The organism is Sphingobium sp. WR1 (genome assembly GCF_059693745.1).
On sequence record NZ_JCATID010000028.1, the window covers coordinates 45584 to 57438 of the forward strand.

General features: G+C 64.0%; 12 protein-coding genes and 1 pseudogene. 9 read left to right on the forward strand and 4 right to left on the reverse strand.

The genetic code is table 11. The annotated features are described in order from the left end of the window. From AC58EF_RS23950 to AC58EF_RS23960, 3 genes and pseudogenes are all read right to left on the reverse strand, one after another. A complete protein-coding gene (locus AC58EF_RS23950) occupies positions 1-822 on the reverse strand; it encodes a glutathione S-transferase family protein (protein WP_497278991.1) in 822 nt (273 codons plus the stop codon). A 3-nt stretch (positions 823-825) separates the two neighbouring features. After that, complete coding sequence (locus AC58EF_RS23955) at positions 826-1398, reverse strand: glutathione S-transferase family protein (RefSeq protein WP_497278992.1); 573 nt, start codon at positions 1396-1398, stop codon at positions 826-828. A gap of 49 nt (positions 1399-1447) precedes the next feature. Beyond that, a pseudogene (locus AC58EF_RS23960) lies at positions 1448-1570 on the reverse strand (glutathione S-transferase family protein); the annotation flags it as partial. A gap of 222 nt (positions 1571-1792) precedes the next feature. Here AC58EF_RS23960 and AC58EF_RS23965 point away from each other — a divergent pair. The 4 genes from AC58EF_RS23965 (at position 1793) to AC58EF_RS23980 (ending at position 3931) form a co-directional block, all read left to right on the forward strand. Next, positions 1793-2461 carry a glutathione S-transferase family protein gene (locus AC58EF_RS23965; protein ID WP_497278993.1) on the forward strand — a complete coding sequence of 223 codons (669 nt, stop codon included), beginning with the start codon at positions 1793-1795 and terminating at the stop codon, positions 2459-2461. Further along, positions 2458-2880, forward strand: coding sequence for an acyl-CoA thioesterase (locus AC58EF_RS23970; RefSeq protein WP_497278994.1), 423 nt, complete (start codon positions 2458-2460; stop codon positions 2878-2880). Before AC58EF_RS23965 ends, AC58EF_RS23970 begins: the two co-directional genes overlap by 4 nt. 77 nt (positions 2881-2957) lie before the next feature. After that, positions 2958-3629: a DUF4197 domain-containing protein gene (locus AC58EF_RS23975; protein WP_497278995.1), complete on the forward strand. Its 672-nt coding sequence runs from the start codon at positions 2958-2960 to the stop codon at positions 3627-3629. Positions 3630-3667: 38 nt separating this feature from the next. Continuing rightward, entirely contained in the window at positions 3668-3931 is a 264-nt protein-coding gene (locus AC58EF_RS23980; RefSeq protein ID WP_497278996.1) for a hypothetical protein, read from the forward strand. Positions 3932-3970: 39 nt separating this feature from the next. Here the strand turns inward: AC58EF_RS23980 and AC58EF_RS23985 are convergent, their stop codons facing one another. Beyond that, positions 3971-4807 carry a helix-turn-helix transcriptional regulator gene (locus AC58EF_RS23985; RefSeq protein ID WP_497278997.1) on the reverse strand — a complete coding sequence of 279 codons (837 nt, stop codon included), beginning with the start codon at positions 4805-4807 and terminating at the stop codon, positions 3971-3973. Between the two features lie 137 nt (positions 4808-4944). On the opposite strand from AC58EF_RS23985, the gene AC58EF_RS23990 reads away from it, so the two are divergent. The 5 genes from AC58EF_RS23990 to pobA all read left to right on the forward strand — a co-directional run bounded on the left by AC58EF_RS23990 (position 4945) and on the right by pobA (position 11606). Beyond that, positions 4945-5802 (forward strand): beta-keto acid cleavage family enzyme, encoded by an 858-nt coding sequence (locus AC58EF_RS23990; RefSeq protein WP_497279006.1) that lies wholly within the window; start codon positions 4945-4947, stop codon positions 5800-5802. 12 nt (positions 5803-5814) lie between these two features. Next, entirely contained in the window at positions 5815-6750 is a 936-nt protein-coding gene (locus tag AC58EF_RS23995; RefSeq protein WP_497278998.1) for an SDR family NAD(P)-dependent oxidoreductase, read from the forward strand. Next, the gene (locus AC58EF_RS24000; RefSeq protein WP_497279001.1) at positions 6747-7640 is read left to right on the forward strand and encodes an SDR family oxidoreductase; all 894 of its coding nucleotides are present in this window, start codon (positions 6747-6749) and stop codon (positions 7638-7640) included. Before AC58EF_RS23995 ends, AC58EF_RS24000 begins: the two co-directional genes overlap by 4 nt. Positions 7641-7830: 190 nt before the next feature. Further along, complete coding sequence (locus AC58EF_RS24005; protein WP_497279003.1) at positions 7831-10251, forward strand: hypothetical protein; 2421 nt, start codon at positions 7831-7833, stop codon at positions 10249-10251. Between the two features lie 185 nt (positions 10252-10436). Further along, positions 10437-11606 (forward strand): 4-hydroxybenzoate 3-monooxygenase, encoded by a 1170-nt coding sequence (pobA, locus tag AC58EF_RS24010; protein WP_497279004.1) that lies wholly within the window; start codon positions 10437-10439, stop codon positions 11604-11606. Positions 11607-11855 lie beyond the last annotated feature (249 nt).

The following is an 11855-nucleotide window of genomic DNA, read 5'->3' on the forward strand; positions in this document are numbered from 1 at the left end:
TTATGCGGGGAGGAGGCCGAGATCGGCGTCGGTGGCGGGCGCGCCCCATTTGTCGCGCGGCGGCAGGGGTCGGCTGTGCCAGGGGGGATCGAGGGCGAAGCTGGAGATGCTGCGGCCTTCGGGAAGGCGACCATTGCCGCCGCCCTGGGCATAATCATAATAGAGCGTCATCAGCTCGCGATGGCTGTGATGGCGCTGTGCAACGGGATGCGACAGGCAGGCCTCGCGCCAGCGCAGCAGCCGGTTCAGGTGTTGCGGGATCTGATAGCCCTCATAATAGTCGAGGAACCAGAGCCGCTTGAACATTGGTGTGAAGGCGACCTCCGCCCAGCCGAAGCGATCGAACAGATAGTCGCCGTCGGGCGCATAATGGCGGAGATAATCGTCCAGCCGGACATATTGGGCGTCGACCTCGGCCTTGTGCTCTTCGCGCCTGGCCGGGTCGCGGTTCAGGATCATGCGATAGCCCGCGCTGGTTAACTGGCCGTCGGTCGTGCACAGCATCGCCTCGACCGCATGTTCATAAGGGTCTTGTCGCGCCACCTGGGGATCGGGAAAACGATCCTCGACATAGCGCATGATGACCATGCTTTCCTTCAGCGTCTCGCCATTTTCCAGCTCTAGCGCGGGGAGCGATGTGGTGCCGCGCGTCTTGGCGAGCAGCCAGTCGGGACGCGGCTGCGATATGTCGATCTCATGATCGGCCATGATGCCGTGCAACCCCTTGAGGTCGAGCAGCAGCTCGATCCGTTCGGAAAAGGGGCAGCCGGGGATATGATACATGCGCAGTTGCCCGGCGGGCGGTTCGTCCTGCCAGCCCATGGATCAGGCCGCCGTCGCTGCGGCGCGGGGCGGCATTTCGCTCTGCGATCTGGCGAACATGGCCTGGGCGGCGGGGCGGGCGTTGATGCGATCGATCCAGGCGACCAGATGCGGGGTCGCGTCCTGGTTGACGATGTCCGCGTAGCCGAACTGCATCCCGTTCGCGATCGCGAAGTTGCAGATGTCGGCCAACGTATAGTCCTCGCCTGCCAGCCAGGGGCTTTGCGAGAGGCGCTTTTCGAGGCGGTCGATCGACACACGGATTTTGCGCATTTCCTCGTCCAGGACCGCCTGGGGGAAGCCGGCGCGAGCGCTACGCCATTTGACCTGCTGTTCGGGAACGGGGATACGCTTCACCTTGTCCTCGAATTCCTCGTCGGACAGCTTGCGCGCCATCGGGCCGATCATCCGCTCCCAGCCGATGGTGGACACGCACCAGCAGAAATATTCGTCCACCCATTTGGTCCAGACCCGCATTTCCGCGATCTGCACCGGATCGATCGGGCGCAGGCGTAGCGCGTCGGGGAAGGCGTCTTCCAGATATTCGCAGATGACGGTCGATTCTATGGCCGTCATGATCCAGCGCCGGCACCTGCCCGCGCGGGTTGATCGCCTTGAACCAGTCTTCATGATGTTCGAACCGGGTCGGGTCGACGAAGCGGGGGGTGAATTCCAGCCCCTTTTCATAGAGGGCCAGCAGGGGCTTCAGGCTATTGGCGGCCGGACCGAAGCTGTAGAGCGTCAACATGCGCTGTTCATCCTCACCTTATGGTTATGGCGTCTGATGCGCCTTCGGGCATGAAACTGGCCGGCGATCGCGCAGGCCGCAAGTCGTCTGTCGATACTATCAGTGATGCTACCCGGCAGAAGATGCCGCTCAACCTGTCAGTTTCAATGATAGCGCCGCCACTCGTCTTGTAGCGGTGCCAAGGCTTTGCTTTGGATGGGGAAAGAAAAGCCGGAGAATAGGATGCTGGAACTGCTGACGTCGGAAACGCCCAACGGCTGGAAGGTATCGATCCTGCTGGAGGAACTGGGCGTGCCCTATCAGGTGACGCCGATCTCGCTGACCGACCGGGTGCAGAAGCAGGACTGGTATGTGGCGCTCAACCCCAATGGCCGCATACCGACCCTGGTGGATCATGATGCCGGAGACTTCGCCATCTTCGAATCCGGCGCGATCCTGCTCTATCTGGCGGAGAAATTCGGGCACTTCATCCCCGCCGATCCGCAGGACCGCAGTCGCGTCATCCAATGGGTCATGTGGCAGATGTCCGGCCTTGGCCCGATGATGGGGCAAGCGACCGTGTTTAACCGCTATTTTAACGAGAAACTGCCGTCGGTGATCGACCGCTATGTGCGTGAAAGCCAGCGCCTGTTCGAGGTCATGGACAAGCGGCTGGAGGATCGCGACTATCTGGTCGGCGACTATTCGATCGCCGACATCGCCTGCTTCCCCTGGGTGCGGGGGCATGACTGGGCCGGCGTCGACATGAGCGGTTTTCCCCATCTTCAGCGCTGGTTCGACAGGATTTCAGCGCGGCCCGCGGTGCAGCGCGGGCTTCTTGTCCCGATCCCGCCGACCCCCGAGGAGATGGCGGAAAAGACTATAAATCAAGGAAAGACCATCCTCGCGTGAACGCCTTTCTCCAGCGGATCGTCCGCATCGAATGGGGGCATTGCGACCCCGCCGGCATCGTCCATGCGCCACGCTATTTCGATATTTTCGGGGAGAGCACGATGCTGTTGTTCGAGCGCGCCGGCCTGCCCAAGAAGCGCGAGATGATGGCGACCATGCCCTTTGCCGGTTTCCCGATGGTCGACGTGTCGGCGCGGTTCTTCGTGCCGACGGCCTATGGCGACGATGCGCTGGTGGAGGCGGGCGCGCCGGTCTTCGGCAATAGCAGCTTCGCCGTGGCGCACCGACTGTCGCTGGACGGGAAACTATGCGTGGAATGCACCGAAAAGCGGGTCTGGACCGTGCCGGACGCCAGCCGGCCGGGTGGCTTGCGGGCGGAGCGCGTGCCGGACGCGGTGCGGGCGCTATTTGGCAAATAACTACCGCAGGGATATGCGTTCAGCGCCCGGCAAGGCTGGCGAAGCCATAGCGTCGTCCACGAAAAGGGAGATGCGTCTTGGAGCAATCATTCGGCCTTTCCGACAGGCGCAGCCTGATCGCGGCCCTGGCGCTGCTGCCGCTGGCGGCCTGTGCGACGCCCATGGGGCGCTATACCGTTGAGGACGCGGTGCGTCGGCTGCTGACATTGTCGAGTGAGCGGGCCTTCGCCCGGCTGACCGAACCGGGCGGTTTCTACGATGATCAACTGACACGGATCGCGCCGCCCGACCTGGGCGGCGGGAAGGGCGGCGCCGTGCTGTCCGCGCTGCTGCGCACCAACGCCGTGCGGAACCGGGTGGCGATGGCGCTCAATGACGTGGCGGTGGATCTTGCCGACAATGCCGCGCCGATCGTGATGAATGCGGTGCAGCGCATGACGCTGGCCGATGCGGTGTCGGTGCTGCGCGGCGGGCCGACCGCGGCGACCGATCTGCTGGCGCGGGAAGCGCGCGGATCGGTGGTCGAGGCGCTGCTGCCCGGTGCGTCGCGGGCGCTGCGGTCGGATATGTTCGAAATGCTGTCGGCCGCCCTGTCCGCCAGCGGCGGCAAGGATTATGCGGCGATGGCCGACAATGTGTCGGGCCAGATCGGCGATGCCATCTTCCGCGCGATCGGGCGGGAGGAGGCGGAAATTCGACGCGATCCGCGCGCCACCGGCGATCCGATCCTGATGGCGCTGCTCGGTTAGGCCTTGATTTCAACGCCGGAGCGTGGTGTCGCAGATCCATGGAACAAAAATTTCCCGGTGTCGCCGGCATCCCCTGGGATCAGCCCGCGACCATGATCGACCTGGATGGAAAGCCGCCACTGATCGGCACGATCCGCGACTGCGCCGTCCATTTCGGCCTCTACAAGCCTCATGCCAAGGCGCAGGCCCGCATATTGCTGACCCAGCCCGTCCATCGGGAAGGACGCAAGACGCGCACCTGGCTGCTGGAGCCGGAAGAAATCGACGCATTGACGGAGCGGCTGAAGCGCGAGACGAACTGAGAAAATATATCTTTCGCCGTCCCTGCGGAGACGACAAGCTCATGCCGGAACGATGGCCTCCATTTCCGCGACCAGCCTGGCCAGCCGCTGCGCACTCAACTCATCCAGCGGCGCGAACAGCAGCAGGCGCTGGCCCGGCGCTTCCTCGATTGCATAGCTGGTGTGGCGGAACATGATTTCGCCGACGCCCGGCATGTCGGCGATATTCGTGTCCTCGAAATGCGCCATGATTTCCGATTCCTGCCAGTAGCGGCGGAAAAATTCGGACTGTTCCATCATGTCGGCGATGATGCCGTCGAACACCTCGGGCTGGGCGGTGCGGCTATAGTCCCATTTGAAGCGGGCGATCAGGCGGCGGCACATATCCTGAAACTTGTCCGGGTCGGCGCGATAGCGCGGGTTGAGCATCAGGATGCGGAAGAGGTTGCGGTCCTCGCGGGGTAGTTGGCCGTAATCGCGGAAGGCATGGGCGACGAGGCGGTTCCAGCCGATCACCGTCCAGTCCTCCACCATCACCAGCGCCGGAATGGAGAGGCTGTCCATCAGATGCTGGGTGCCCGCATGGATGGTTTCGTCGGGGCGACGCGCCAGCGGCGGCGGGCGATGCTGGGCGAGGGCGAAGAGAAATTCGCGTTCATTGGCGCTGAGGCGCAGGGTGTGGCTCAGGCGCTCCAGCATCGGCGCGGAAAGCTGCACCTCCCGTCCTTGCTCGAACCAGGTATACCAGGTGACGCTCATCCCCGCGAGCGTCGCCACTTCCTCGCGCCGCAGGCCGCGGGTGCGGCGGCGCTCGCCCGCCGGCAGGCCGACTTCGGACGGCGCCAGCTTGGCGCGAGCGGCTTTCAGGAACCGCGACAATTCTTCCCTTTGTGCCATGCCTTATCCAGTTACTCGCAATAATGGGACATCCAGCGGCCTTCTTGCGGGCCTTCTCCTCTGCAAGACCCTGGGGCCTGCGGTCGGCAGCATAGCCGACAGTGAACAGGAGAGGTAGATTGGCTGGCAAGCTATTTGTGACCTGCGCGGTGACGGGAAGTTCACCGATGCCGGCGCATCCGAATTTTCCCTTTCGCCCGGACCATGTCGCCGGGGAGGCGCTGGCGGCGGCGGAGGCCGGGGCGTCGATCATCCACGTCCATGTGCGCGACCGCGAGACGGGCGACCCGTCGCAGGCGCTGGAAGATTATCGGGAGGTGGTCGGGCTGATCCGTGCGAAGAATGAAGAGGTGATCCTGAACGTCACCACCGGGCCGGGTTGCACCTGGATGCAGGGGGAGGATGATCCGGCGGTATGCGGCCCAGGCACATTGATGTTCACGGCGGAGCGGCGGCTGGAGCATATCCTCGACCTCAAGCCCGATATGTGCACGCTCGATATCTGCACGATGCAGCTGTGGGGCGGGGTGGCGATCAATCTCGATCCTATGATCACCAAAATGGGGCACATGATCCAGGATGCGGGCGTGCTGCCGGAGATCGAATGTTTCGAGGCGGGTGATTTCGTCTTTGCCGACGATCTGATGGCGAAGGGCGCGATCCCGAAAAATGTCCCCTTCACCTTCGTCCTGGGGACCAAATATGGCTTGCCGGCGACGCCCGAGGCGATGCTCTATGCCAGGAACCAGATTCCGCGCGGAACCCAGTTCACGGGCTTTGGCGTCAGCAAGCATAGTTTCCCGATGGCGGCGCAGTCGGCTCTGCTGGGCGGCAATATCCGCGTCGGGTTCGAGGACACAATCTATCTGCGGCGCGGCCGGATGGCGGCCGACAATGCGGAGATGGTGCGCTGGGGCGTCGAACTGATCGAGCGGATCGGCGGCGACGTGGCGAGCGCGGGCGAGACACGGGCCATGCTGGGCCTGAAGCAATAAGGAGAGGACAGGATGACACAGGCAGCAAAAGCGCCGATGATCGATGTGCGGGGCAGGACCGCCTTCATCACCGGGGGCGCGAACGGGATCGGGCTGGGCATCGCGCGCGCGCTGGTGCGGGCGGGCGCCAATATCGTGATCGCCGATATTCGCGAAGAGGCTCTGGCGCAGGCGAAGGCCGATCTCGATGCCGATGCGCAGGTGGAGACGATGCAGCTGGACGTCACCGACCGCGCCGGCTTCGCCCGCGCCGCTGACGCGGCGGAGGCGCGGTTCGGGAAGATCCACATGCTGATCGGCAATGCCGGCATTGGCGTGATGGGGCCGGTGCTCGATGCGCGCTATAATGATTGGGACTGGGGCATGGGCGTCAATCTGGGCGGCGTCATCAATGGCCTCGTCACGATCCTGCCGCGCATCAAGGCGCATGGCGAGGGCGGGCAGATCGTCACCACATCCTCGCAATCAGCGCTGATCCCGGTCAGCTATTCGGCCATCTATACGGCGGCCAAGGCTGCGATCCTGGGCATTTCCGAGGCGATCCGGGGCGAACTGGCGGCGGAGAATATCGGCGTGTCGGCCTTCCTGCCGGGACCGGTGCAGAGCCATATCGCCCATAGCGGCGAATTGCGCCCTGCCGGATATCGGAAAGACAGCGGCTATCGGCAGCGCGAGGAGGATCTGGAGAAGCGGCCGGTCTCGCCGCTCTGGATGAGCGCGGACGAGGTGGGCGAGCGGGTGCTGGCCGGCATTCGCGACAACGACCTGTACATATTGACGCATCCCGAATTCGCGGAGGGAATGCGCACGCGCTTCGACGCGATCCTGGCGTCGATGCCCGATGAGGCGATCAATCAGGATCGGGCAAAGGAAATCGGCTTCCTGCTCTCCAATCCGGCGTTCGATGACCAGCTTGCCCGGCGGCAGGGAAAGGAGATGGCGGCATGACGCAGGTCGCGGGGCGCACCGCCTTCATCACCGGAGGCGGATCGGGCGTGGCGCTGGGGCAGGCGAAGGTCTTCGCGGAGGCCGGGTGCAGGGTCGCGATCGCCGACATCAGGCAAGACCATCTGGACGAGGCGATGGCCTGGTTCGACGGGCGCGGCCATGCGGTGATGGCGGTCAAGCTGGATATCACCGATCGTGCGGCCTACGCCCGCGTGGCGGATGAGGTTGAGGCGACGCTGGGGCCGGTCGAACTGCTGTTCAACACTGCGGGCGTCTCGATCTTCGGGCCGCTTCAGAACGCCACCTATGATGACTGGGACTGGCAACTGGATGTGAATCTGCGCGGCGTGATCAACGGCATCCAGACCTTCGTGCCGCGCATGATCGCGCGGGGCAATGGCGGGCATATTGTCAACACCGCGTCCATGTCGGCCTTTGTCGCGCTCAAGGGAACGGGCATTTATTGCACGTCGAAGATGGCGATCCGGGGGCTGTCGGAATGTCTGGCGCTAGATCTTGCCGATCATGGCATCGGCGTGTCGATGCTCTGCCCCGGCGCGGTCAACACCAACATCCATGAGGCGGTGCTGACGCGGCCGGCGCATCTCCAGAATACCGGCTATTATGGCGCTGACCCCAATGTCATGGCGCATCTGAAGCAGGTGATCGCGATCGGGATGGAGCCCGAAGTGCTTGCCCGATATGTGCTGAAAGGCGTGAAGGCGGACCAGCTCTATATCCTGCCCTATCCCGAATTTCGCGGCACGCTGGAGGAGATTCATGGGCGAGTCATGGGCGCGCTGGCGAAGCCCGAGGATGATCCCGACTATGAGAAGCGCGTCGCCCATGGCGTGCCAGGGGGCGAAAAGCGCGAGAAGCTCGAAGTCTGAAGGAAATGTCTCCGGCTGGCCATGTCGTGCGGACCTGTCGACCCGAGGTCGGGGGTGATGGCGCCCGCGTTCCGCTCCGTCGGTGAACCTGTCGGCCTGCCGCAACCTTGTCCTTCCGCTCTTGGCTTGCCTGCGTCGATGTGGGAGAGGCGGTCGGGGTCGCAGAAGAGAAATGCCGGAAGACAAAGTTATGCGCTTGCCGATCAACAGGATGCCGCGCCGCGCTGCCCGTTGCGGACCCGCCTTGCTGCTCGCATTGCTGGCGCCTGCATCGCTCTGTGCGGCCGATCCCGCACCCTTCGAGCTGTCCGGCCCGTCGCTGCGGATCATGGTGATGCGGGGTATGCAAAGCCTGCCCATCGCGCAGGTGCCGAGCCTGTCAGAAGGCGATAGGCTGTCGATCGAGGCCGACCTTCCCGCCGATCAGGGCGCGCGCTTCATCCTCGTGTCGGCCTTTCTGCGCGGCGCGACCAATCCGCCGCCCAAGGATTGGATCAGCTTTGCCGAAACATGGAAGAAGAAGGACAAGGACAGGGCGCTGACTCTGACCGTGCCCAAGGGCGCGCGGCAAATGGTGCTGTTCCTGGTGCCCGATACCGGCGGGGCGGAAGGCACGCTGACGGACGCGGTACGCGGCAAGCCCGGCGAGTTCGTGCGGGCGACGCAGGATCTCAACCAGGCCTCGCTCGATCGGTCGCGGCTCGACGCCTTCATGGCGGCGATCCGCGCGCAGGAAAATACGCATCCTGAATTTCTGCGCGGCGTCGCGCCGACGCTGGCGCGCAGCCTGTCGATGAAACTCAACGAGGAATGCCTGTCCAAGGTGGTCGAATTGCAGGCGTCCTGTCTGCTCGATAATCGGGATTCGCTGGTGCTGGCCGATGTGCACAGCAGTTCGATGGCCGAGACGCTGACCGGCGCGCCCACCGATCTGGCGCTGCAATTGAGCGCCACGCGGGAGGCGGGCTATGGCTATTACAGCGCCTATATCGGCGTGGTGCGCGACGTGGCGAAGATTTTCGGCGCGTTCAGCAACCCGGAATTCGACTATCTGCCGACGCTAAGCGTGCGCAAGGCGGAAGGGATCGGCTTGCTGCTCAATGCCGCGCCCTCCTTTCAGAAGCCCAAGTCCGTGATGGTGGTCGCGATGCCCGCCATAGAAGCAGACAGCCCGCCGCGCCTGCGCAATGCGGCCGAGGCGCCGATCTGCGCCGTCGGCGGCGGCACGTTGCTGCCGGTTGAGGGCGCGCCGCTCATTTATTCGACCGCCTATGCCCGCGATATGAAACTGGCCTTGCAAGCGTCTTCGGGCGAGACGGTGGACCTGCCCGTGACGGCGCGAGCCGACCGAGGCGGATATGTCCTGCCCAGTAGCGCCGATCTGCCCGTCGCGTTCAAGGGGGCAGCGCAGGGGCATCTTCATGGCTATTGGGGTTTCGACCGGTTCGAGGGGCCGGATTTCACGCTGCAATTGCCCGATGACCATGGCTGGAAGGTGGAGGGGGAAGCGCCGGCCCTGGTCGTGGGCCGCGACAATGCCCTGCTGCTGAAGGGCAGCGCGCCGGCCTGCGTCGAAAGCGTGACGATCCGTCAGGGGGACGGACCGGCCCAGTCGATCGGCTGGAAAGTGCAGGGGCGGGATGGGCTGGCGCTCACCCTGCCGCTGACGGACCGAAAGCCGGGGATGCTTGATATCGCGGTAAAATATCGCGGCGTCGCCCAGGCGTCGACTGTCGCGCTGCGGAGCTATGCGCAGGCGAGCCGGCTGGATGATCTGCTGATCCATGCGGGGGACAGGGACGCGCTGTTGTCGGGGCAAAGGCTTGATCAGGTCGAGAGCGTCGACATTGCCGGACTTGTGCTTCGCCCCGATGGCCTGACGCGCGACGGCGCCGTGGACCGGCTGAGACTGAGGGCGCAGGGCGAGGGCGGCGTGCCTGAACAGGGAGGGGATGTGAGCGCGCGGGTAAAGCTGCGCGACGGGCGGACGGTCAATCTGGCGGTGACGGTGGCTGCGCCCCGACCACAGGTCGCCCTGCTGAGCAAGAGCGTCACGCCTGGACCGCCCGCCGCGAAGGTGCTGTCGCTGACGGGCGACGATCTGCTGCCTGACAATGGGCAACTGGTATTTTCCGTGCAGTCCAAAGGTGCGACGCGCTTGACCCCGGCCGACGCGATCGAGGTCGCCCCCGCCGATGGCGACAGTCCTTCCGTCCGTCTGACGGCCGCCAATGGGCTGCGGCTTGAAGGGCCGCAGGTGATGGTGGCCCGATTCGACCCCAAGGCGATGGCGCCGTCGCTTTTTGGTCCTCTGCGCTTTCGTCTGCTGCGGGATAATGCGGCGAGCGATTGGCAGCCGCTGGTTACGCTGGCGCGATTGCCGCAGATCGAGGCAGTGGCGTGCGAGGACAAGGCGGAGGGATGCACCATCCGCGGCCGCGACCTGTTCCTGATCGATGCGGTCGGAGCGACTCCGGCCTTCGATCAGGTGGCGGAGGTGGCGCATGGCTATACCGGTTCCGCGCTCAAGGCGCCGGCGCCGCAGGACGGGAAGCTCTATCTGCGGTTGCGTGATGCGCCGGGCAGCGTGGTAATCCTGCCGGCAGTGTGACCGGATTATCCATGCTGATCAGGGCGATGTTTCGACATTTCCCGCCTTTGTCGACCGATATGGGGCTTTGGAGCGGTCCGCCAATGTGATCGATCGTCCAATTATTCGGTTGGTCCCGCCATGGGCCGCGGCAGGGTGATCCGGCATGATCCTCCCCTATTTCGCATATGCCGGAGAGGATCATCATGAAGACCCAGGTCGCTATTGTCGGTGCAGGCCCGGCCGGGCTGTTGCTCGGCCATTTGTTGCGGGCTGAGGGCATCGGAACCGTCATCGTCGAACGGGCCTCGTCCGATTATGTGCTGGGACGTATTCGCGCCGGCGTGCTGGAGCGGACGACCACGGACCTCATGGACCGGCTTGGCCTGGGCGCGCGTATGTATGGCGAGGGTTTGCCCCATGATGGTTTTTACCTCGCCGATGGCGAACGGCTGATCCGTATCGATATCGCGGCGCTGACCGGCAAGCAGGTCATGGTCTATGGTCAGACCGAGGTGACGCGCGACTTGATGGCGGCAGCGCCTGAGCGCGGGCTAGAGATCATCTACGAGGCGGCGGAGGTGGCGCTGCACGATGTCGACAGTGATGCCCCCTATGTCACCTACAGCAAGGATGGGGCCATCCATCGGATCGATGCGGAATTTTTGTGCGGGTGCGACGGCTTTCATGGCCCCTCGCGCAAGGCGATTCCGGCGTCGGTCGCCACCGCCTATGAAAAAATCTATCCGTTCGGCTGGCTCGGCATCCTGGCGGATGTGCCGCCCTGCAACCATGAACTCATCTACGCCAATCATGCGCGCGGCTTTGCGCTGGCATCGATGCGGTCAGAAACGCGCAGCCGCTATTATATCCAGGTTCCTCTGGACGAGAAGGTCGAGGATTGGCCGGATGATCGGCTGTGGGACGAACTGGCGACCCGTCTTGGGCCGGAGGCGGCGGCGCATATGGTGCGCGGCCCCGCGCTGGAGAAATCGATCGCACCGCTTCGATCCTTCGTGTTCGAGCCGATGCGCCATGGCCGGCTGATGCTTGCGGGGGACAGCGCGCATATCGTGCCCCCGACAGGCGCCAAGGGTCTGAACCTCGCCGCATCCGATGTCCATTATCTCTCCGAAGCGTTGATCGGCCATTTCAAGCGGCAGGACCGGAACGCGATTGCAGCCTATTCGGACAAGGCGTTGGCGCGCGTTTGGAAAGCGGAGCGCTTTTCATGGCAACTCACCAAGTTGATGCATCGTTTTCCAGACAGCGATGCGTTCGATCGGCGTATGCAGATGGCTGATCTCGACTATATCGCATCGTCGATCGCCGCGCAGACGACGATCGCCGAAAATTACGTGGGATTGCCGCTGTAGCGGTTCCCCGTCGATCGCTATGCTGCTTCTCTGATCGCGCGCTTTGGCGCGGACTGTGCAATATAGGGAGGGCGCAGCGGAGCAAATCCGTTTGCGTCCTTTTTGCCGGGCGGTCCCGGATTTCCCGGTGTGGCGGCACGGATTTTGTGTGTTGTGCAGAAATATCGATGCCCGTGCAATTTTCCGATTGACCGACTCGATTGTGGCTTCTAGATGGCATCCACCGACGCGGTGAGCGCCCCTGGTTCT